Origin of the sequence: Fibrobacter sp., from assembly GCA_017503015.1 — a bacterium.
Lineage (GTDB): Bacteria > Fibrobacterota > Fibrobacteria > Fibrobacterales > Fibrobacteraceae > Fibrobacter.
Map to the genome: position 1 here is coordinate 14,527 of JAFVTX010000007.1, position 22,705 is coordinate 37,231.

The window sequence follows — 22,705 nt, forward strand, 5'->3', positions numbered from 1 at the left end:
GTCCAGGATTGCGATGATTACCGCACAACCTTGCGGTCGTCTTCCGTCATCTTGAGGAAGTCGGCAACCTTCATGCTGCCCTTGTCGCCGTCCTTACGCTTACGCACGGACACGACGCCATCGGCAACTTCTTTCTCGCCAACGATGAGGAGATACGGCACCTTCTGCAATTCGCACTGGCGGATCTTGTAGCCGAGCTTCTCATTCGACTCATCAACTTCGACGCGGACGCCGGCGTTCACGAGTTCCTTCTCGACCTTCTTCGCGTAGTCGACGAACTTCTCGGAAATCGGGAGCACGCGGGCCTGCACCGGAGCGAGCCACAGCGGGAAATCGCCCATGAATTCTTCAATCAAAATGCCGAGGAAGCGTTCGATGGAACCCACGGCCGCACGGTGCAACATCACCGGAATGTGCTTCTGGTTGTCCTTGCCGACATACTCGGCACCCAGACGCTGCGGGAGGTTGAAGTCCACCTGGATCGTACCGCACTGCCAGTCACGACCGAGGCTGTCCTTCAGCGTGAATTCGAGCTTCGGGCCGTAGAAGGCGCCTTCGCCCGGGTTCAAGATGTAGTCGAGGCCAGCGAGCTTGGTGGCTTCGGCAAGGGCGGCTTCAGCCTTGTCCCAGATTTCGTCGGAACCCACGCGCTTTTCCGGGCGGGTGGAGAACTTCACCACGATATCGTCGAAACCGAAGTCGTGGTAGATTTCTTTGACGAGGGCGCAGAAGTCGGCCACTTCGCTTGCAATCTGGTCTTCGGTACAGAAGATGTGAGCGTCGTCCTGCACAAAGCCGCGCACGCGCATCAGGCCGTGCATGGTACCGGCAGGTTCGTAACGGTGGCACTTACCGAATTCGGCAAGACGCATCGGCAGGTCGTGCCAGCTGCGCAGACCCGTGTTGAAAATCTGAATGTGGCAGGGGCAGTTCATCGGCTTCACGGCCATTTCCACGTCGCCAGCCAGCGTCTTGAACATGTTCTCGTTGTACTTGTCGGCGTGACCGGACTTGATCCACAAAGTCTTGTTCACGATTTCCGGCGTGATCACTTCAAGGTAGCCGCGACGGTCAATCTTTCCGCGGATGTAGTCCTTCAGGGCATTCACCATCTTGGTGCCCTTCGGGTGCCAGAACACCATGCCCGGAGAATGGTCTTCGATGTGGTAGAGGTCCATTTCCTTGCCGATCTTGCGGTGGTCGCGCTTTTCGGCCTCTTCTAGGAACTTCAGGTAAGTTTCGAGACCTTCCTTGTCGGCAAAGCAGGTGCCGTACACGCGGGTCAGCTGGTCGCTGTTCTGGTCGCCATGCCAGTAGGCACCGGACATGGAGAGCACCTTGAAATTCTTGAGCTTGCCAGTAGAAGGCACGTGGGGGCCGGCACAGAGGTCTTCAAAGTTCTTGCCCGGTTCGCCAGTCACGTAGAAGCTGAGCGTACCGTCGCTACCCTCGCGGGCGAGAGCGCGCTGCGCGTTATCCGTCTTGTACTTGTCGCCTTCGGTGCGCTTCAGGCCATCGGCGGCGCTGACTTCGCAACGGGTAAACGGACGGTCTTCCTTGATGATTTCCTTCATGCGCTTTTCGATGCGCTCGAAATCCGACTGCTGGATCGGGGTCGGTGTCATCAAATCGTAGTAGAAACCCTTTTCGATAGCCGGACCGTAGGCGAGCTTGGTGCCCGGGAACAGGTCGCAGATGGCTTCGGCGAGCACGTGGCTGCAGCTGTGACGCAGGAGCATCAGAGCATCCGGGTCGTCGTTGCTCGGCGTGATAATCTTGATGGTGCCGCTCTCGGTGAGCGGGCGCGTGAGGTCGAGGACCTTATCGCCGAGTTTGACGCCAAGCGCCTTGCGTGCAAGACCTTCGGAAATGCCCTTCGCAATTTCGAGGCCGGTGGTGCCCGATGCTACGGAACGTACGGAGCCATCGGGGAAGGTGAGTTCGATTTGAGACATAATTAATCCTTTTTGTGGGCGGTTCTCGCCCGGTTCCCCAGAAATACGACATCTGGCGGTGCGCGCAAAGATAGAATTTAGACGAGAGACGAGAGACGAGAGGCGAGAGAAAAGTACGGGAAAATGGACGAAATTCCTTAATTGTCCTCCCCGCGTAGGCGGGGACCTCCTTTTTTATAGGAACGGGGATGCTATATTTAAAAACGATTTATGGATTTCTTCTGCGAACAAATTCCCTCCTATTTGCGAAAACTCTTTTGTGTTTTGCTTATTGCTTCTTGCTGTAATGCTTTTGGAGAGGAATCAGATGTTGAAGCTGAAAATTCGACAGTGAATGACAGTTATATCCCTTTAGGATTCACTTTTCATGCATCTTATGTGTCCCCGAAAACGGCTGAAGTTTCATTATTTGATATTCGTCCTTTTGCCGATGGCGATGCTTTCCATATAACAGAATGGCTGAGTTTATATTTTGGTTTTGATCCTGTGCATGTTAGTATAGGGCCTTCTGGCATTTCTGATGAAACTTTGCTTTCTATAGGGGCTTATGTTGTCGCAATGCCAATATTTCTGTTATTTGAAGACTCTGTGGCTCCAGATACAATTCATCGTGAAGATGGAACAAGTGCTAAAGACGTTCTTGCGATGATTTTTTTGGGGATCCCCCTTTATTTGTGGTGTGGCAATTTATACATCCCGCTTGTTCCAAAGGCATGGTTAGGGTTGACAGATCAAAGTCACCTGCTTACCTATGTTCTGACCGAAAAAGGATTCTATAGGCGTAGCTTTACATACGTAAACGATGTTGGTTTTCGCTTTTCTCCCATACGTTATGGGAATGGCGATTATCATGTGTATTTGGAAGGGGGTGTTCGGTTCGAAAAGAACTTTGCAGACGATTTTAAAACCCGATACTATTTTCAGCTAGGGTTCTCGAGTACACGCGGTACCAAATAACGGGAATCTTATAAAAAGGCCAAAAATAGAATTTAGACGAGAGGCGAGAGAAAAGTACGGGAAAATGGGCTGAAAAATGTCATTGCGAGCGTTGCGGCAACCGTGCTTGCACGAGTTGACATAACCGAGCCGCGCTAAAAGCACGCGAAGCGTGCCAAGTAGAAAAAGACTATAAGTGTGGCTAGTGGTTGGTGATTGGTGGTTAGGGAAACAACCCTTTCAAGCGAGTCATTCTGACGCCGAAGGCGGTATAGAATTGTTGCCAATTCATTGGCTTACAATTCTTAAGCTCTTGCGGGCTAAGAATCCAGTCCTGATAATACAAAGGGGGAAGAATCCCCCTGATTGCTGTTTCGACAGGCATTGCGTAAAACAAGGTTGGTGAGCCTGTCGAACCATCCATCACCCCTTCGCCTAGGGGACACCCCTAAAACCCCCTCCCCGCAGAAACCTAATCTGCATTGTCACCTTGTAATGCCTAGCTTTCTTTTTCTGCCTGAATTTTCTGCGATTCCTTCAACACTTCGTCCAACGTGAAATCTTCCTGCGTAAAGAAAAACGTATTCTTGCCCAAATCCTTGAGCGAAGCCCCAAAGTGGTAAGCCGTATCGTCTATGAATAGGAATCGGTCGTGCATTCCGTAACTTGGCAAGACTTGCATCGGACTGTCGGGATATTGTTCGTTGTAAGTGGCTAGGTCCATTTCAAGGACTTTGCTTTTGTCATAGGTGTAGATTGTCACGGAAACGCCTTTTTCCCGCTTGAGCATCATGGCCAGAGTCTTCTCGGTCACGTACCTGTCGACAAGTACGATTCTTTTCTTTGCCTGACGAATCAGGTCACAGACAAATACATAGGCATCGAACTCCTGGTTGTTGTAAAATAAACCCTTGGATTTGAGTTCGCCACGGTCCATCGCCTCGAAAAGTTCGTCAAATTTTCGGTCATGGTCAAGCAGATGCTCGTCATGACCAGTCAAGCGGCAGTCCTGTTCCAAATCCTTTGCTTCCACGTTTGAAAGCCGATTGACGAGGCCTCCGTTACCCATCATAAGGTGACGCAGTTGCACGAAAGCCCGCATAATGGCGATGTTGACCTTGATTGCAGACTCACTTTTTAGAACCGAAGATAGCATCGCTACGCCTTGTTCGGTGAAAGCTAAAGAACGGTATTTTGTGTGTTTTCCCTTTAAATTTTGCCCCTTTTTTTCTAAGGTCGCATTTTGCGACCTTAGAAGTTGCGATTCCTCTAAAGAGAGTTGTATGCAAAAATCTTCGGGAAAACGCTCAATATTGCGCTTTACCTGCTCATTTATACGCTTCGTTTCCACCCCGTAAAGCGTCGCCAAATCGCGGTCAAGCAGCACCTGCTTGCCACGAACAACTTGAATCATCTTTCCGATGCCCGACTCCATAAGCGGGTTAGGTGCGATACCATCCGTTTCTTCGGTCTTTCTAGCCATCTTCTACTCCTTCCGCCTACAAGCAAAAAAGGCGGGGCAAAGTGTTCTCGATGCAAATATACATTCCTCGTATGTCATATTATGACAGTTGGCGATTTTCGCGGAAATTTTGGCATTTTTGGGGAAATTCGACCCCTGCAGGCGGTTGAATTCTGCGTTTTTACGCTTTTTTCTCGCCTTCCGGGCGTGGCGTCACCTTTTGACACCGGAATAATTTATATTTTGGGTGAAAATAGAGTTTTTGCTCTTGTTCTCCATCTGGAAACTAGACACTTTCATGAATACGGAGAATAAGGCGAACGCTCACGTCTGCGACCGGCTTAGGCCTGCCGCATCGTTTTGGTACATGCATATTTGATAAATCTGCCTGTAGGCAAGCGGCCATTATGGGGCGTGAGTTGTTTGCGCTTGTTGTATTCGGGCAGTCTAGGCCTCCAGATGATAGGTGCATTCAACTCCACGCCTTTTTTGTTTCCAGAAAATGCTTGGAATAGTCTGCAAGAACGAGGGTGAACGCTCGTTGAGTATCGCTCTTGTTCTTCATCTGGAAACTAGACACTTTCACGAATACAAGAATAAGACAATGACTCGCCATCGTCCGTGGATTGCACGGGCGTAGTGTACCCTGGGCGTGCCGTATACGCCCGGGATTGTTTTGCAACGTCATTGCGAACCCTGAAAGGGTGAAGCAATCCATTGCAAGATTATGCGGGTGTATTGTATTCTTTGAAAATGTCGCGCTTTTAGGCGAGGAGTGAGTCGGCTCCTCGCCGTTCTTTTTGCCCGCACCCCGGTCAAGCGAATCGGCCAGAACCGCTCCCGCGAGAGTGAACTCGTTCACTTTCAACACGGAGCGAATGGTGGCTCAGAATAAAGTCGGCAAAAACGACGAAGGAAAGAAATCTTTCAAATTCATAGATTTGTTTGCTGGACTGGGTGGTTTTCATCTGGCGTTGTCTTCCATAGGTGGGGAATGTGTTTTTGCTTCTGAATTGAAAGAAGATCTTCGAAAAATTTATAAACAGAATTTCGGCATGGAAATACAGGGCGATATTACAAAAATCGACCCAAAGAAAGATATTCCTCCACACAACGTATTATGCGGTGGCTTTCCCTGTCAACCATTCAGTCAGGCCGGAAAAAGAGAAGGTTTTAATGATGTTCGTGGAACAATGTTTGATTATATCTGCAAGATTATTGAAGTCCACAAGCCAGAGTATCTTTTTTTAGAAAATGTTGCGAATTTGAAGGGGCATGATAAAGGAAATACCTGGAAAGTTATCCAAGATAAATTGGATAATCTTGGATACAATGTGACTGCAGAAATATTATCACCTCATCAGTTTGGCATACCACAGCATAGGAAACGTATATACATCGTTGCACAACGAAAAGATTTTGGTGATTTTAGTGAATTTTCTTTTCCCAAGCCAACAAATTTGGAATGTGACATTAAAAGTGTAATAGATGAAAGTGATTCAGATGTAACCCTATTGCGATACGACACAAAGAATCAATTAAATGTGTGGCAAGAGTTTCTTGATAAAGCTTCAAGTCGCGGTGGTAAAATACCTGGCTTTCCTATTTGGGCAATGGAGTTTGGAGCGGATTACGATTTTGAAGATATCGCCCCCGCTTATCAAGAATTAAAAAAACTTGTTGGGAAAAGAGGACGATTGGGGTGTCGGGTTTTTGGAAAAACTGTTGCGGACTGCTTGAAACTATTGCCGAATTATGCTCAAACAGCTAAGAATAAAACATTCCCATCATGGAAAATACGATACATAAGCCAGAATCGCGAGTTTTACGAAAATAATAAGGATTGGTTAAGAGAGTGGATGGAAAAGATTCGATACTTTGATAATAGCCACTTGAAATTAGAGTGGAACTGTGGTAATGTTGCGCCGATAATTTCGGATAAGATTGTTCAATTTAGAGCGTCTGGCATCCGCATTAAAAATCCCACTTTTTCTCCGGCGTTAAATCTTGTTGGTACGCAAATACCGATTTTCTCTTGGGTTGCAATTCCGGGTAAAGATGATTATGGTCGGTATATGTCTGTACAAGAAGCGGCCAAATTGCAAGGGATGCAAAAACTGAAATTTGGCAACAAAGAATTCGAATTGTCTAAAACTCGAATATACGAAGCTTTGGGCAATGCAGTCAATGTTCAGTTGGTAAAAAAGATTGCAAAGAGGTTGATAAGACTATGATAAAAGAAAAAGTATCCATCGCAACAAAGCCTCTTGTTTATCAAGTTTTCAGGCATATATCAAATAAAGCTCACAATGCTCTTGCAGAGTATGTTGATAATTCAATATCAAGTTTCGAAAGGCATGCTGATATTTTAAAGCCTTTAAATCCTAATGGAAAACTAAAAGTAGAAATTACAATAACGGATGATTATATACGCATAGAAGATAATGCTTTCGGAATAGAAGAAGAAAACTATCAAAGAGCTTTTGAACTTGCAAGAATTCCTTTGGATGCGACAGGGTTAAACGAATTCGGAATGGGAATGAAAGTATCTTCAATATGGTTGTCAAATCATTGGACTGTAGAATCAAAAGCGTGGGGCGAAGATTTAAAGAAGACTTTCGTGTTTGATTTAAAAGAGGTGTTGGATGAAGAAAAAACGGCAGTTGATGTAGAGGAAGTGCCTGCAAATGCTGATGAACACTATACAATAATCACGCTGACAGATTTATCCCAATTTAAACCGACATCTAGACAAATTTCTGGTATAAAGAAGCATCTAAGCAGCATATATTCACATTTTATTAGGAGTAATGTTGTAGATATTTACGTCAATGGTGAATTGCTCGCTTATCATGAGCCTAAAATTCTTAATGCTCCTCATTATAAAAATGGGGGAGAAGCAATTGAATGGCGATTGAATATAGATTATTCATTTCAAGGCGGAAAACAGAAAGTAAAGGGTTTTATTGCGGTCTTGGATCAGATGAGTACATCTGAAAACAACGGATTTCTCCTATTCCGTCGTGGAAGAACCATTGGAACGAGTTCCGACGAAAAATATCGGCCCAAGGCTCTTTGCGGGGATATTGGCTCGCCGCAATATAAAAGAATTTTCGGCGAACTTGAAGTTGAAGGCTTTGATGTAAGTTTTACAAAAAATGCTTTTAATGAAGATGATCAGTTCCAGGCATTTATTGATGAGTTACGTAATGAAATAAAATCTGATAAAACTCTTGATATTTTTGGTCAGGCGCAAAATTATAGAAAAGTTGAAGATCCTAAAAAAGCCGAGAAAAAAGCAGTTTCTGCGATGGCTCAGGCTTTATCTAAGCCAGTTGTGGTTTCTGCCACGGTGCCGCCGACTCCATCAGAAGGGCTGATTGTTGACGAAACTAAAGAAGATGTGCCAAATGAAAAAGTGGAATTGCTGATAGCACCTGTAAATAAGGTGATGAATATCGGAGAATCTACGTATAGTATTGAAATTCGATTCGAAAAAATTGCAGGGATATCCAAGTTTTACTCAGTAGAAAAGTCTGCAGAGAATGATAAAAACTACGTCGTTCGTTTGTTTATGGATAATCCTTTTTTTGAAAGGTATAATGAAATATTAAAGGACGAAGAATGTACTGGTCCAATGCTCCATTTGGTTCAATCAATTGTTGGAGCAGAATTATTGATGAATGACAGCGGGTACGCTACGTATGCAAAGGCTTTCAGGAATAAATTGAATAGCCTGATTGGGAGATTCTAAAAATGAGTGAAGAATACATTAAGGTCCTATTAGATGATGAAAAGATTTTTTTGACTAAACCCAAGGTTGGACCGAAAACTATAAGTTTAGTAAACTCTTTCGAGAATATTGACGATGATGGTAAGGCAATCCTTATTTCTGAGGCTCAGGACATTCTTAGCCACTGCATTTTTTCTGGGAAGAATGATTGCATTACAAATATCGCTGTTGGTTACGTTCAAAGCGGAAAAACAATGTCGTTTACGGTTTTGACCGCCCTTGCTGCCGATAACGGGTTTAAAATGGTTATTTATCTTACGGGAACTAAAACAAACCTGCAAGATCAGACCTACAAAAGATTGTGCTCTGATATCAGAATGATCGAAGATAGTAGTGACTATTTTAAAATTATTCCTGACGGTAAGTGTTCTGTTTCTGTAATCAAAGACTATGTCCAAGAAGAAGATTATACTCTTTTGTTGCCTATTTTAAAACATTACAAGCATATAAATGCGTTGTCTGATGTTTTAAGAAATGTAGAGGTTGAACATCTCTTGGATAAAAAAGCTGTGTTGATTATTGATGACGAGGCAGACCAATCAAGTTTTAATACATATGCAAGGCAGAATTCGACAAAAGAAGATTGGGAAGACGATGAATACAGTAAAACCTACACTAGTATAAACAATTTAAAAAATGCCCTACCTTGCCACTCTTATGTTCAGTATACAGCCACCCCTCAAGCTGCGTTTTTGATTGATAATAATGACATCCTTTCTCCACAATACCATACAGTTTTAACGGAAGGGAAAGGATATACTGGAGGAAAATATTTCTTTAAAAGTAATGATCGGCAGTATGTGATAGAAATCCCTGATGACGAAATCTATCATAGCAGAAGAAATCCATTGCCTGATAAGCCAGAATCATTTGATAAAGCGTTAATGCAATTTTTTGTGAGTGTTGCAATTGTTGTGAGAATTCAGAAAAGATTGGATTACTTGTCGATGATGGTTCATATAGATGGTAATACCAAATCAAATGAAAAATTTAAACAATGGACGGACGATACCATTAGTGAATGGATTCAAATGTTTCGCGATGGACCTTCTGATATTGCGTGGCCGGCATTTCAGTTGAAAATCCGTGCTGCATATGAAGAAATGTCAAAGTATGTCGAAAATAAGCCTTCTTTTGAAGATGTCTTAGATAAAATGCCCAAAGTATTGAAAAATAGGCAGACCTATTTGATACAGGGAAATTCTAACGAAGAAATTGATTGGAAATCTTCTTGCGCACATATTCTTGTCGGTGCAGATATGTTGAATCGTGGTTTTACGGTTGAGCATTTGTCAATGACTTATATGCCTAGATCTCCGGTTGGAAGGGCCACTGCCGACACTATTGAACAGCGTTGTCGATTCTTTGGGTATAAAGAGAAATATTCTGATATTATTCGCATATATCTTTCCCGAAAGAGCATTGGAGAGTTTAATGCATATGTTGACCATGAAGAGATGCTGAGGACAAATTTAAAGCAATGTAAGACTTTAAAAGAATTTGCAAAACAATACAAAACAATGGTCATGAGCCCCTTGTTGAAACCCACGAGAGCAAATATCCTGTCTTCTAGGTTGATACGAAGCAAGATGAATGGGTGGCGGCAACTTCGCTCTTTGTATAAATGTAATGAAAATAAGGAAAGGTTTGAAACCTTTAGAAATCGCATAGATAATTGGGTATTGGATTTTGACTATAAAAATCCTATGAGAAACCATAATGTTGCGAAAGTCTCTATTGAAAATTTTATTTCCTTCTTCAAAGGAATTGTTTATTCTGATTTGCCGAATATAGCTCGTAAAATAGCAACAATCCAATACTTAAACTATTTGGCGGAAAACGGGAAAATCTCATATGTGAATGTATATGACATTGCTTGCGGCAATACGCGCGAGCGTAAATTAGATGGTGACATCCCGAATAACTTACAAGAAGGTCGTGCGGCAAATGGTAGCTACCCTGGCGACAAGGCTGTAAAAACCGATGATACGATTTGTGTTCAATTACATCATATTTTAATTAAGAATAAAGATATATCATCTGTAAAATACAGAGATGTGACTGACTTGTATAACATTGCAATATATTATCCAGAGAAAATTGGAGAAGATTATATATCGCTCGACGAAGAAGATGAGGATGCGTAATTTATGAAATTGGCTAACCTATTCCAAAAATTTGAAGAACTAAGAAACTCTATAGTAGAAGTTGCAGATGCTTATAAGGTAGCGCCAGTTTCAAAAAATAATGGACATAAATTAGGGTGTTCTGAAAATGGCTCTCCCGTTTTTTTCATTGAATGCTCGGATGCTCCAAATGTAGCAAACATACATCTTCGAATTATTGACGTACTTTTTAACCAAAAATGCAATCTTTCTGTAAATAACAAACTGATTGCCGATAAAAAATATTGTATGGTTATAATGAAGGATTCAGAAGATGATTTAATAAAATATTTTCTTGATGTGATTGCCCTCATTCTAGAACAACTTCCGAAACAACCGACAACGAGGCAGTTGGCAATAGAACTCGCTAAAATAACACGTTTGTTTACAAATATCCCGACAATATCTGCCGAAACAATTCAAGGACTGTGGGCAGAAATGCTTCTAATTGAACAATCAAGTAATCCTGATTATTTGATAAAGTCTTGGCATATTAGCCCAATGGATAAATACGATTTTAATGATGGTTCCGATAAAATAGAGGTTAAGTCAACAACCAAACAGATTCGTTCGCATCTGTTCGCTATAGAGCAGTTGAATCCAAATATAAAGTCTCAGTTAATTATAGCCTCGATTCAGATGACAAAAACTGGAGCCGGATGTTCTTTGTTTGATTTAGAAGAAAAAATCATAAATAAGATAAAAGATAGAGATTCTGCAATCAGATTAAAAGAGGTGATCGTTTCTACGATTGGAACGCATTTAAGCGAAATTAGCTCCATATGCTATGATTATATGCAATCTGTAGATTCACTTAAATTTTATGATTACAAAGATGTTCCCTCGATTTCGCCGGATTGCATTCCACAAGGTGTGTCTAATGTGCATTTTTCAGTAGATTTTTCAAATGTTATAGATGTTGAACGAAATTCGATGAAAGGCTTGCTACATGGGAGTTTGTGATTATGACTAAATATCCTAAAAGCAAAGAATTGATTGACATTTTTATATCTGCATTGAACGAAAGTTTTTCGTCTATAGAAAAAACAGAAGTTCTTCGTTTTGAGTTTAATGGTTTAAAATATGTAGCTTGTTTCAAATGTGTGAGCTATGCTGGAACGCCCTATCCTTTGAATACTACGCGAGCTCAACTTCCTCAGCGAGAAGAATTTGAAAAAATAGAAGCCGATGAAAGATTTCTGTTTATAGGATATGATGTTGGCAACGATGTTTTTGTTTGTTGGGACCCAATAAAAGCGAAGTCAAGACTGAACAAAAAAACGTATGTATCGTTTTTCTGTCGACAAAATATTCAAGATTCTGTTACTGCAGGAAATGTCGTTGAGGCTCGCTTGACAAATGGTGATGTGTATGTACTTTTCAAAAGGTGCGATATTCCGCGATTCTTTGAAATGATTGAAATTCACTTTCCCAATTTACTCGAAGTTGAAAATAACAAGGATGAAAGTGACGAAGATGTTTCCAATTCTGAAATTGAAGGCAGGTTAGGAAATGTTAATGATGATGAAATGGTAAAAGCTCTCGTTGATGAAATGCTAGTTGCACAAAAAAGTCATTTGACAATTGTGTCGGAATGTTCCAATGCTTTTGGATCGGCTTATCCTGGAATGTTGTTTAAGGAATGGAACGATATTGTCAAAAAGTATTGTTTGTCAAAATAGCATTTGGGTACTGAAGTTCACAAAATTCACTGCATTCTCCTCGACATGAAATCCGTCATGCGGAACTACGCAAACAACCCCGCTGCGCAAAACGAACTTGCAGAACTAATTCCTCATTAGAAAATTTCTTTTTTTTTCAAAAAAATATTGACTAATATATAGCAAATATGCTATATTTAGTATATGAAGTTCAAGTTCTTTCCGAATGTGCAATTTTTTGAGACAGAAAAAGCAGAACCCAAAGACGAAGTAGGAGATGTCGGCAAAGAAATAAAGGATTTGTCCAGGCACCGCCCCGACCTATATCTACGGGTCAAGAGTTTTCTGAAGGTCCTTTCTGCTGTTATGGATTTGTCGCCTTTTTTGCTGAATGAACAAATTTACAAGTTTCCGAAGGAATATGATGGCTTGTACGAGATGCGAATTCCAAAGCAGGCGAAAGGCGGAGTTTTTAGAATATATTTCTGTACGGCAATAAACGAAATCAGCACGCTCATTTTGTTATGCGCGGAATTGAAACACAAAAAGGAACCGATGAAACTCGGGACAGCATTTGCAAAACTGAAGCAATACAGAGAACTTGTCAAACAGGGAGTTATGCAATGAAAAAGAATCAAGTCATCGATTTTATGTCTTCGCTCGAAAAAGAAGACGATGGTCTGGATTTGTACTCCAAGACATACGAGGCGCTGTCGGCCTTCCTGACGGATTTTGATTTCCTGAAAGATTCCTTGGGGCTCACGCAGCAAGATGTCGCCGACAAGATGGGCACGACGCAAAGCGCTATCTCGCGTATTGCATCCTTGAAAACGAACCCTTCGTACAAGCAGTTGCTGAAGATGTCGGAGGCCGTCGGTGGCGAACTGTACATAACTCCAATGAAGAGCATGACCGTCCAAGTTCCTTACGACTTGCAAGAAACAGTACGAAAGTTGGCGACCGAGGCCGGCTCAAGTCCTAACGATTTTCTTACAAGCATTCTGCGCAACGCAATAGAACTAGAACGCGCGAACTACATGAACAAAACGCTGGCCTTGAACTGCGTTGGCGAACGCAAGGTCGCATATAGGGCAAAAAAGAAGAACTCGCGGGGTTGACAGCATTGTGATTCTGAAATTCAATGTACGCGTCCCGTGTCTTTTGACAAGGATTCCAACCGTATCCTTTTCGTCATGATGCAGTAGAAAACAGGCGACGGGCAAAAAAGTTTTTGCCCCGCTTTTTCTAACTTTTTTACATGCGCTTATCCAAGAACATTTTCCAAGCCCTGTGCCTTGCGGGCGCCACTTCTGCAAGCCTCGCTACTGCCGCAGAGCCCGTCTATTCCCCCTTCCAGAAAGACGCCTACCTCACCTCCTCCTTCGGCGAGAACCGCGGCACCCGCTACCACGCCGGCGTGGACTACTCCACCCTTATGGAAGAGGGCTGGGTCGTCTACGCTCCCGAAAACGGCAAGGTCGAAGAAATCCGGGTCTCCCCCTTCTTTTACGGCAAGGTGATGTTCTTCAAGGGCGAAAGCGGCAAGACCTGGGTCTTTGCCCACCAGAGCAGTTTCGGCAAGCTGGACAGCCTCTATATCGCAGAGCAGTTCAGCAAAAAGAGCAACAACGTCACCCTGAAACCGAACGCTCCCTACAAGAAGGGCGACACCCTGACATTTTCCGGTAGTACCGGCATCGGTAACCCCCACCTGCACCTGGAAATCCGCCAGGGCAAGAACAACGTGATTTCTCCCTGCAGAAACGGAGTCTATTGCGGCGACACCCTGGACCCGCAAATTTTCGGCATGGCCGTGTGGCAAAAAGACGACATGACCGTCACCGGCCCGGAGGCCCTGGACAAGGGTTGTGTGGAATACCCCGGCTGGAAAAAGGAAAAGGCCTACCTGGCGATAAAAATTGCCGACTACAGCCGCCACCCCAAGGAGAATCCCATGTCTATCCGCAGGCTCACCCTGTGGGAGGGCAAAAAGAAGGCCTACGAAAAAATCCAGGACACCCTGACCTACGGCAACATGCTGAAAATCCGAACGGAACTGCTGTGGGCCGAAGAGGCGGACACCGCCGGGGACTGGCACTTTGTAGATGCCGCCCTGAAGGCTGGCTCCAAGTACCGAGTAGAAGTAGAAGACATGGTGGGCCGAAAAACTTCACGGGAATTCACCTTCCAGGATTCCTGTGTGGCTAACTCCCCCATATTGCAAAAGCAGGTGCAGGAATCTCCCCTGTACAGTTTCATGAGCCGAAGCATGCTGGACCTCGCCCTCTGCGACAAGGGCCAAAAGTTCTCGGTGATGGACAGCTCCAAGAACATCCTCGACGAGGACCTGTGCAAAGCGTTCCCCCACCGGGGAACCACTCTCGGGAAAATCGTCCAGAAGTTCCCCAAGGCCAGGTTCATCGGGCATAAGGCAGGGACCATCGCCATGCACGCCGTGCACCAAAACGAAAAGACCGTGCAGTGGAACACGACCCTGGACAGCATCGCCATTTCCCAGAAGATTACCAAGCTCCGCAGCGCCTTCGGTAACGAAACCCAGGTGCTGGCCGTCACCAAGACCCACACCGACAGCCTGGATTTTTACGAGTTCCACCCCAAGGGTCTCCACTTTACGGGCAGCTGGGAAGTCTGCCTGGACCCCGGCAAGGAATCCGCACCGCTCTACTGGCTGGGCGAGACCAGCCGCCGCTGGTTTATCTTTAGCAAGCAGGAGGGCACAAGCAAGCGCTGCGCCCAGGTGAACGAACTCCGGGACCTTGCAAACATCCTGAACAAGACCGCACCCACCCTGGGCACGCCCTACTGGGGCAAGTCCTTTATCTTGGGCAAGGAACAGGACGTGCTGCGCATCCCGACCCTGTTCCGCTACGACGGATTCGAGAACGGCAACTCCATACAGACCACCGTGAACGGCAACTGGATTCCTACCGAATACGATTCCGAACCCCGTGAAATCGTGCTGGACGGGCGCCGCCTCAAAAAAGGTGACAAGCTCCACATCCAGCTGGAAGACGAAGCCCACAACAAGGCCGAGTTCGACGTGGTAGTGCCGAGGTAGTTGTGAGTTGTGAGTTATGAGGTAGTAGTGCCGCTGGGGACAAGAGGTGTCATCCTCACGAAGGTGAGGATCCGCTTGCGGAAAAACAGAATAGGTTTTAGAGGCTAGAAAAACAATAAAACGTCTTCTTTATTTCTATACTAGTAACTAGAAACTATCAACTAGTAACTACATTTGCACTTCATGCGTCTCTCGTTTACAAAATTCATCTTCGCAGTGGCCCTGGCCTGTTCCGGAGCCTTTGCCCAGGAGCTTTGCCCGCATTTCCTTTTGGACAAGGACCTGGTGGTAAACGTAGAAGGCCGGTTCGTAAACGAGGCCAAGAGCCGCACCAGCATGGACATCCAGTGGCGGCACCATCCGGAGGCCCTGGACACTTTCTACGTGAGTTTCCCAAACGCCAAGCCCTTCCGTTTTATTACCGCGGGGTCCTACCGCTACATGGAATTCGAGAACCCGAAAATCAAGCGACAGCTGGGGCTGCACCACCTGCGGGAAACCATCGGCAACACCCCCCTCAGGCTAGACGACCTGGAGCTCCTCGCCAACGGGGCGTTCCTCTGCAAGGACACTACGGAGCAGCCCGCCACCGTCCTCTCGACCGCACTTTCCAACATGTGGTGGTCCATGTCCGTCAACCGGCTAGAAGAACCGGACAGCGTCTCCATGAGGGGCGCCTACAAAGAAAGCAGGCTTTTTAGAATCGGGCAATGGAAGGACTTTTCGGGAACGAGGCTTCCGACCTTGATCAAGCTTACAAGCGAAAAATACCGGGGAGATCTCTGGGTGCGTTCCGCCTACACCGCCGAGGCCCTGAAAGAAGACCCCATAAAGTCCCGCTACAAGAACGGGTTCAACGGTTTATTCCGAAAAGTTCCGGGAGAGGGGAAACGGAAAATACCCCTCATACTCAAGCTGAACCAGGAACTCCTGCGCAACTGAGCCGTCGTAGAACCTGGACTTGTGCCGTTTCCAACCGCCGAACTGCAGCGTGACGCTGTTCAGCCCACTGTTCCAGGACAGTTGCGGACCAGCCTTGATTATCCCGTAACCCAGGGATTCCTTTTCTACGGAGCCACCCTTGCGCAGATAACCTGTGCGTAGGTAGTTCGTCTCGAAAACGCCCGCAAAGTATTCGTTGAAGGCCAGGCGACCGTAGAACTGCAATTCCATCAAGAAATCCCTGTTGAATATGGGCATGTTTCGCTTGTAGTCGTAGCTCTTGGCCTCAAAGTCCGTAGTGATGTCCGACAGCACGTAATGGATGCCAACTCCCAGCAGGGAACCTGCCTTGAAAAAGTATTCCACCGAAGCGCCAAAGTCGAACAGCTGGGAGTAGTCCCAGGCCGCAGAATCGTTTTGCCGCACATTGTCGGAGATGTAGTCGGCATTCCAGGTTTCCGCAATTTTGCCGGAACCTTCCACATCAGATGTCACCATTTCCAGGTTGGAATTGAAGTAGAGGTAGCTCTCGTACATGAACGACACCTCCAGCTGGGGGTTCGTCCTGAGCGGCCTAAGGCCGAGACCTGCAGTATAACCGCCATAAAAAGGAGATACTTCCAAGGAGGCCGCCATTTTCAGGTAGGTGGGCGTAACGCCCAAGGCATCGCCGTAATTCAAGCTATCCAGGGGTTCAAGCCAAGTGTAGCGTAGCGAACCTTCGGCCTGGGGCAGCCACTGCCCCCACACGAAGGGGGTGTTGCCCATGAGCCGCCACGACAGGTTGGGGCCATACCTGAAGCCGTTCTGGGCACTCTGGTTGAAGTCGCTGGCCAAGGCCGGTGCGGCAAACACCGCAAGCGCCATGAGAAAACGGGCCAATGTCATGCGAATCGCAATCATTTCAGCAAAAAAAATAAAAATAATTGCCACTTTTGCTCCACAAATTCTTATTATTAGGGGCAAATAAATCTTTATAGGAGAATCTATGAAACTCGCACATATTTGCCTCCTGGGGCTCTCCGCCATGCTGTTCTGGAGCTGCGCCAGCCGCTATTCCTCTCCGGTCCTTATCGAACGTGGCGAGGGCCGCAAGGAATACGAACGTGAATATTTCGCCATCAAGGAAAGCATGGGCATCGACAAGCGCCTGAAAGACGTGTTCAAGCAGGGCTATATCGAAGAAGGCATGACCAACGACATGGTGAACCTTTTGTGGGGACCTCCTGACCACGAAAAGACCGACGATTCCACCAGCGTGTGGGAATACTACACCCGCGAAGGGAACCTGATTACCCGCCTTTTCTGGAAGCACCCCGACGAAGCCCGCCTCAAGGGCTACGAAGAGGAATGGATCCTGGTGAAGATCGAGGGCGACCGCTACGGCGGCTCCCCGGCTCCCACTTCCAGCAAGTCCAGCAACTACTAATTTGAGCAATCGTCCCGGCCTAGAGGCCGGGATTTTTGCACCCTCCGGCTATATTTGTCATGCCCGCCTTGAGCGGGCATCGCCTTTTTTACAGCCAAATGCCACGCCGGACTACCCCTTGCGGTCATTTTTTTCTAACTTTACGCCCGTTAAATTTAAACCCTCCAAGGAGTATCTATGCGTCAGTATATCATCGCTGGTAACTGGAAAATGAACAAGACCGTGAGCGAATCTGTTGAACTCGCCAAGGCCATCGTTGAAGCCGTCAAGGACGTGAAGAAGACCGAAGTGGTCATCGGACCCACCTACCTCGCCGCCGCCAAGGTCGCCGACGTGATCAAGGGCACCAACGTGAAGCTCGCCATCCAGGACATCCACTGGCAGGACCAGGGCGCATTCACCGGTAAGGTTTCCGTGGACATGGTCAAGGAAATCGGCGCCGACTACATCATCATCGGCCACTCCGAACAGCGCCAGTATTTCCACGAAACTGACGAAACCGTGAACCTGAAGGTCAAGAAGACCCTCGCCGCCGGCATCAAGCCCATCATCTGCATCGGCGAAACCCTCGACGAACGCAACGGCGGCAAGCTGGAATCCGTTCTCAGCACCCAGGTCAAGGGCGCTTTCAAGGACGTTTCCGCCGAAGACGCCGCTAAGTGCGTGTTGGCCTACGAACCCGTGTGGGCAATCGGTACCGGCGTGGTCGCTACCGACGAACAGGCCCAGGACACCCAGGCTTTCGTCCGCTCCGTGGTCAAGGAAATCTACGGCGAAGCCGTTGCCGAAGGCATGCGCATCCAGTACGGTGGCTCCATGAAGCCGGGTAACGCTGCCGGCCTTTTGGCCCAGAAGGACATCGACGGTGGCCTCATCGGCGGTGCAGCCCTCAAGGCCGACACCTTCAAGGGTATCATCGACGCTGCCGAAGCCCGCTAAGACGCTGCGGCAAAGCCACAAACATTTAACCTAAGGTAAAAGACTATGACAACACTCTTTTGGATTGGTATCGTCCTCCACGTGTTCCTCTGCCTGTTCCTCATGCTGCTCGTGCTCGTGCAGAACGACAAGATGGGAGGCCTTGCAGGTCTCGGCGGAATGACTTCTCAGTCTGCATTCTCCACTGCAGGTGCTGCCACCTTCATCCAGAAGCTCACCCGCGGCGTGGCCGTGCTGTTCTTTATCGTGGTGTTCGCCCTCGGCCTGATTACTGCCAAGCAGGACCAGGCTGTGGAAGAATCTTCGATGCAGAAGGCGACCCGCGAAAACGCCGCCCAGCAGGCTCCCACCATTCCGGCCCTGCCCGGTGACTTTGCGGCTCCTGCCGCCGAGGCTCCTGCTGCCGACGTCGCTCCCGCCACCCCGGCTGAAGCGCCTGCCGCTGCACCCGCCGCAGAGTAAGTGTTTGCGGGAGCAATCCCGACAGTCCAACCGCTTATGGAAGTCCGCCCTGCTCTTGCGGGGTGGATTTTTTTGCGGCAAAGCCGCAGTGTATGAGGTCGGGCCTTCGGCCCTCTGAGGAGTGAGTGCGGCGCTTCGCGCCTTTGTGGTTTTATGGTCGCGCCGTTGGCGCCATATTTTAACTCAAAGCACTACAAGTGCGACCTCACAGCTCAAAGGCTTGCAAAGCAAGCCGACCTCATACCTCTTTTCTACCTTTCTCCCCAGAGGTTTTGATATGCAGAATACATTGGTCGCTCCCGTTGGCATTTTAGGTTTTGGCGTCGAAGGCCAGAGCACCTTCAACTACCTGGTCCGCACGGGCATCAAGGACATCGTAGTCATGGACAAGAACCCGGTGAACCTGCCTGCCGTGCCCGAGGGCGTAAACGTGAAGACCTTCAGCGGAGAGGGCTACCTGGACGGGCTCAAGGACTGCGTGACCGTGGTGCGCTCCGCTGGGGTTTACCCCATGAGCCAGGAACTGTTCAAGTTCCAGATGAACGGCGGTCTCATGACCAGCCAGATCCAGCTGTTTTTAGAACAAACTAAGTCCAAGAAGACGGTAGGCGTCACCGGGACCCTCGGCAAAGGTTCTACCGTAAGCATGATCAGCCACATCCTGACCAAGTGCGGCGTGAGCAACGAGATTGGCGGAAACTTCGGCGTGCCCGCCCTGGACCTGCTGGAAACAGAAACCGCCGACCGGGTGAGCATTCTGGAGCTTTCCAGTTTCCAGCTCATGACCCTGTCCGTTTCGCCGGACGTGGCCGTAGTGCTCCGGGTCTCTACCGAACACCTGGACTGGCACAAGACCGTAGAGGAATACCGCGACGCCAAGGCGAACCTGGTCCGCTGGCAAAAGCGGGACGGGGCCTGCGTGTACCTGAAGGACGCAGCCCCCACCGCCAAAATCGCTTCTGAGAGCCCTGCCAGAACAAAGTACGCCGTCGCCCTGGCCGACGGCCCGAGTGCAGGCCAAGGCGACGCCGTCATCGAAGGCGCCACCCTGACTATCGACGGCGAAAAACTGTTCCTCTCCGACTGCAAGGTGCGGGGAATCTACCAGCTAGAAAACATGGCGGCGGCGACGCTTGCCTGTAAGGCCCTGGGAATCCGGGTGGCGGACGCCCTCGAGGCCCTCAAGACCTACGAGACCCTCCCCTTCCGCATGGAATTCAAGGGCGAAAAAGGTGGCATCGAGTTCTTCAACGACAGCTACGCCACCCGCCCCGACGCAACCATCGCCGCCACCGCCAGCATGGACCGCCCCTTCGCGCTGATCCTCGGCGGCTCTGAAAAGAACGCGGACTTTACCGAACTATCGAACATCCTCGTAAAAGAGCGCCCGAACCTACGGCGCATCGCCCTCATCGGAGCCACCGCCGAACGCATGCTGGAATCCCTGTCGCAGGCCGGCCTCGATACGGCAGGCGAAAACGGGAGCGGCATCCAGGCCGCCATCTTCCCCACCCTGGAAGAGGCCTTCCAGGACAGCCTGTCCATCGGCAAGGGCGGCATCGTCATCATGAGCCCCGCCTGCGCCAGTTTCGGCCTGTTCAAGAACTACAAGGAACGGGGAAAGGCCTTCGACAGGCTGGTGGAAAAATATGGCTAAGCCGTAGTCTTAGTTACTAGATTGTCTTATATCAAGAAACTTCTTGAAAAACGCAACACTAGTAACTCAGAACTCGTAACTGCCGCGTAGCGGCCCCAGTAACTGCGTAAAAATTTTCAATTTTTACGCCCTCCCCCTTTACAAGCGGGTCACTTTAATCTAAATTTGACCCGTTCCATTAAGGACCACGCGGTCGTGGTGGAATTGGTAGACACGCTAGCTTGAGGTGCTAGTGGGAGCAATCTCATGACAGTTCAAGTCTGTCCGACCGCAGAAGAGACCCGGCTTAACCGCCGGGTTTTCTTTTTTCTAAATTTGCGGATGTGAACCGTTTTGAACTGCTAAAGACATCCAAGAAATCCAAGGCCCGCCTGGGCGTGGTCCATACCGACCACGGCGACGTAACCACGCCGATTTTTATGCCGGTGGGTACCGAAGCCACCGTCAAGGCGGTAACCCCCGCCCAGCTGAAGGACATCAAGGCAGAAATCATCCTCGCCAACACCTACCACCTGTACCTGCGCCCCACCACGCCCCGCATCGCAAAGGCAGGGGGCATCCACAAGTTCATGGCCTGGGACGGCCCGGTACTTACCGACAGCGGCGGATTCCAGGTATGGAGCCTGAAGGATTTGCGCAAGATTACTCCCGAAGGTGTGGAATTCCGGAGCATTCTGGACGGCTCGAAACACTTCTTTAGCCCCGCAAGCGTCATGAACGCCCAGCGAGAAATCGGCGCCGACATCATCATGGCCCTGGACGAGTGCACCCCCTTCCCCAGCACCGCCAAAGAGGCGGAACACAGCCTGAATTACACCCTCAAGTGGACAGCGGAAGCCATGCAATGGCTGGGGGAACATCCGCCCATCCACGGTTACGACCAGCAGTTCTTCGGAATTATCCAGGGCGGTATGCACAAGAATCTGAGGCAACAGGCCATCGAACGCATCGCGGAACTCGGGCCCGACGGATTTGCCATGGGAGGCCTCTCCGTAGGCGAGCCCACCGAGACCATGTACGAAATAGCGGATTTCTGTACCGACATCCTGCCCCAAGACCATGCCCGCTACGTGATGGGCGTGGGCACGCCCTGGAACCTGCTGGAACTCATCGAGCGGGGTGTGGACATGTGCGACTGCGTGATGCCTACCCGCAATGCCCGCAACGGCATGCTGTTTACCAGCGAAGGCGTGTTGCGCTACAAGGCCGCCCGCCATGCCGAAGAATTCGACAAGCCCGTGGACCCCAATTGCGACTGCTACTGCTGCCGGAACTTCAGCCGGGCGTACCTGCGCCACCTGCACCACGCCGGGGAATCCCTGGGGTTTACGCTGGCCAGCATCCACAACCTGCATTTTTACCTGCACCTGATGCGGGAGGCCAAACGGCACATCGCCGACGACACCTTTGAGGAGTGGAAAAAGGAACAGTGCGAAATTCTGCAGCGGGACTTGCAGTAACCACCAGCCAGGCCCAGTCTTGCTCAACTCCATCTACATCGAGATTACCGACGCCTGCAACCTGAACTGCAGTTTTTGCCCCTGCGGAAAATCGGCTCATTCGTCGTGTGACAAAACTGTCGCAAAAAATGCGCCAACAAGTTCTGGCGCCCACCGCACCTTCATGGATTCCGCCCTTTTCGAACGGTGTATCCAGCAGGCGGCCCTCCATGCCGAAAACGTCTATTTCCACATTTTGGGAGAGCCCACGCTCCACCCCGGATTCGTACACTACCTGAAGGCGCTGGAATCTACGCCGCTGAAGCTGAACCTGACCACCAACGGCTCCACAATCGCCCGGGTGGGCAAGCACCTGCTGCAAAGCGGGGCACTCCGGCAGGTGAACTTTTCCACCCACGCCTACGGGGAACTCGGGCCAGACCAGGCTCAGCCCTACCTTCAAGACGTGCTGGACTTTTGCCGGATGGCCCTTGCAGAGCGCCCCGACCTGTACCTCAATCTAAGGCTCTGGAACGCGGGAGACTTTCCCGACGCAGACCGCCAGCGGGGCTGGAACCGCCTGATGGTTGCCCGGGTCGCACAGACATTCGGCCTCGACAGCAAAGACGTTCTGGACCCGGAACATTTCTGTAGCCGTCACAAGAGCTTTCCCGTCCAGGGCAGGCTCTACCTGCACCAAGACTCCCGCTTTGAATGGCCCGGGTTAGACGAGAGACGAGAGGCGAGAGACGAGAGATATGTACAGGGAACCTGCCACGGGTTAGA

Annotated in this window: 19 protein-coding genes and 1 tRNA gene; 17 read left to right on the forward strand and 3 right to left on the reverse strand. The window is 48.6% G+C overall.

Going from position 1 to position 22,705, the window contains the following annotated elements; all coding sequences use genetic code 11:
• Nucleotides 1–17: 17 nt before the first annotated feature.
• Nucleotides 18–1,955: a threonine--tRNA ligase gene (gene thrS / locus IKB43_01515; GenBank protein MBR2468822.1), complete on the reverse strand. Its 1,938-nt coding sequence runs from the start codon at nucleotides 1,953–1,955 to the stop codon at nucleotides 18–20.
• Nucleotides 1,956–2,165: 210 nt separating this feature from the next.
• Here thrS and IKB43_01520 point away from each other — a divergent pair, with 210 nt between their 5' ends.
• Nucleotides 2,166–2,912, forward strand: a complete 747-nt coding sequence (locus tag IKB43_01520; protein MBR2468823.1) for a hypothetical protein — start codon at nucleotides 2,166–2,168, stop codon at nucleotides 2,910–2,912.
• 478 nt (nucleotides 2,913–3,390) lie between these two features.
• Here IKB43_01520 and IKB43_01525 read toward each other — a convergent pair whose 3' ends face one another.
• Nucleotides 3,391–4,374: an ORF6N domain-containing protein gene (locus IKB43_01525; protein MBR2468824.1), complete on the reverse strand. Its 984-nt coding sequence runs from the start codon at nucleotides 4,372–4,374 to the stop codon at nucleotides 3,391–3,393.
• An 857-nt stretch (nucleotides 4,375–5,231) separates the two neighbouring features.
• Here IKB43_01525 and IKB43_01530 point away from each other — a divergent pair.
• From IKB43_01530 to IKB43_01570, 9 genes are all read left to right on the forward strand, one after another.
• A complete protein-coding gene (locus IKB43_01530) occupies nucleotides 5,232–6,587 on the forward strand; it encodes a DNA cytosine methyltransferase (protein ID MBR2468825.1) in 1,356 nt (451 codons plus the stop codon).
• Complete coding sequence (locus IKB43_01535; protein ID MBR2468826.1) at nucleotides 6,584–8,107, forward strand: ATP-binding protein; 1,524 nt, start codon at nucleotides 6,584–6,586, stop codon at nucleotides 8,105–8,107. The genes IKB43_01530 and IKB43_01535 overlap by 4 nt, the downstream gene beginning before the upstream one ends.
• Nucleotides 8,108–8,109: 2 nt before the next feature.
• Nucleotides 8,110–10,293 carry a hypothetical protein gene (locus IKB43_01540; GenBank protein MBR2468827.1) on the forward strand — a complete coding sequence of 728 codons (2,184 nt, stop codon included), beginning with the start codon at nucleotides 8,110–8,112 and terminating at the stop codon, nucleotides 10,291–10,293.
• A gap of 3 nt (nucleotides 10,294–10,296) precedes the next feature.
• Nucleotides 10,297–11,274 (forward strand): PD-(D/E)XK motif protein, encoded by a 978-nt coding sequence (locus IKB43_01545; protein ID MBR2468828.1) that lies wholly within the window; start codon nucleotides 10,297–10,299, stop codon nucleotides 11,272–11,274.
• A 2-nt stretch (nucleotides 11,275–11,276) separates the two neighbouring features.
• On the forward strand, nucleotides 11,277–11,993 hold the full coding sequence (locus IKB43_01550; GenBank protein ID MBR2468829.1) for a hypothetical protein: 717 nt from the start codon (nucleotides 11,277–11,279) through the stop codon (nucleotides 11,991–11,993).
• Between the two features lie 183 nt (nucleotides 11,994–12,176).
• On the forward strand, nucleotides 12,177–12,599 hold the full coding sequence (locus IKB43_01555) for a hypothetical protein (protein MBR2468830.1): 423 nt from the start codon (nucleotides 12,177–12,179) through the stop codon (nucleotides 12,597–12,599).
• Nucleotides 12,596–13,090: a helix-turn-helix transcriptional regulator gene (locus tag IKB43_01560; protein ID MBR2468831.1), complete on the forward strand. Its 495-nt coding sequence runs from the start codon at nucleotides 12,596–12,598 to the stop codon at nucleotides 13,088–13,090. The genes IKB43_01555 and IKB43_01560 overlap by 4 nt, the downstream gene beginning before the upstream one ends.
• A gap of 140 nt (nucleotides 13,091–13,230) precedes the next feature.
• Entirely contained in the window at nucleotides 13,231–15,051 is a 1,821-nt protein-coding gene (locus tag IKB43_01565) for a M23 family metallopeptidase (protein ID MBR2468832.1), read from the forward strand.
• 183 nt (nucleotides 15,052–15,234) lie between these two features.
• On the forward strand, nucleotides 15,235–15,993 hold the full coding sequence (locus IKB43_01570; protein ID MBR2468833.1) for a hypothetical protein: 759 nt from the start codon (nucleotides 15,235–15,237) through the stop codon (nucleotides 15,991–15,993).
• Here the strand turns inward: IKB43_01570 and IKB43_01575 are convergent.
• Entirely contained in the window at nucleotides 15,913–16,896 is a 984-nt protein-coding gene (locus IKB43_01575; protein MBR2468834.1) for a hypothetical protein, read from the reverse strand. The genes IKB43_01570 and IKB43_01575 overlap by 81 nt on opposite strands.
• An 85-nt stretch (nucleotides 16,897–16,981) precedes the next feature.
• Here IKB43_01575 and IKB43_01580 point away from each other — a divergent pair, with 85 nt between their 5' ends.
• The 7 genes from IKB43_01580 to IKB43_01610 all read left to right on the forward strand — a co-directional run.
• Nucleotides 16,982–17,422, forward strand: a complete 441-nt coding sequence (locus IKB43_01580; protein ID MBR2468835.1) for a hypothetical protein — start codon at nucleotides 16,982–16,984, stop codon at nucleotides 17,420–17,422.
• A 177-nt stretch (nucleotides 17,423–17,599) separates the two neighbouring features.
• Nucleotides 17,600–18,361: a triose-phosphate isomerase gene (locus IKB43_01585; GenBank protein ID MBR2468836.1), complete on the forward strand. Its 762-nt coding sequence runs from the start codon at nucleotides 17,600–17,602 to the stop codon at nucleotides 18,359–18,361.
• Between the two features lie 45 nt (nucleotides 18,362–18,406).
• The gene (gene secG, locus IKB43_01590; protein ID MBR2468837.1) at nucleotides 18,407–18,823 is read left to right on the forward strand and encodes a preprotein translocase subunit SecG; all 417 of its coding nucleotides are present in this window, start codon (nucleotides 18,407–18,409) and stop codon (nucleotides 18,821–18,823) included.
• Nucleotides 18,824–19,100: 277 nt separating this feature from the next.
• Nucleotides 19,101–20,480, forward strand: a complete 1,380-nt coding sequence (murD, locus tag IKB43_01595; GenBank protein MBR2468838.1) for a UDP-N-acetylmuramoyl-L-alanine--D-glutamate ligase — start codon at nucleotides 19,101–19,103, stop codon at nucleotides 20,478–20,480.
• 189 nt (nucleotides 20,481–20,669) lie between these two features.
• Nucleotides 20,670–20,753 (forward strand) — tRNA-Leu (locus tag IKB43_01600).
• A gap of 50 nt (nucleotides 20,754–20,803) precedes the next feature.
• Nucleotides 20,804–21,940 (forward strand): tRNA guanosine(34) transglycosylase Tgt, encoded by a 1,137-nt coding sequence (tgt, locus tag IKB43_01605; protein ID MBR2468839.1) that lies wholly within the window; start codon nucleotides 20,804–20,806, stop codon nucleotides 21,938–21,940.
• Between the two features lie 19 nt (nucleotides 21,941–21,959).
• A partial coding sequence (locus IKB43_01610) for a radical SAM protein (protein MBR2468840.1) occupies nucleotides 21,960–22,705 on the forward strand: 746 nt, incomplete at its 3' end.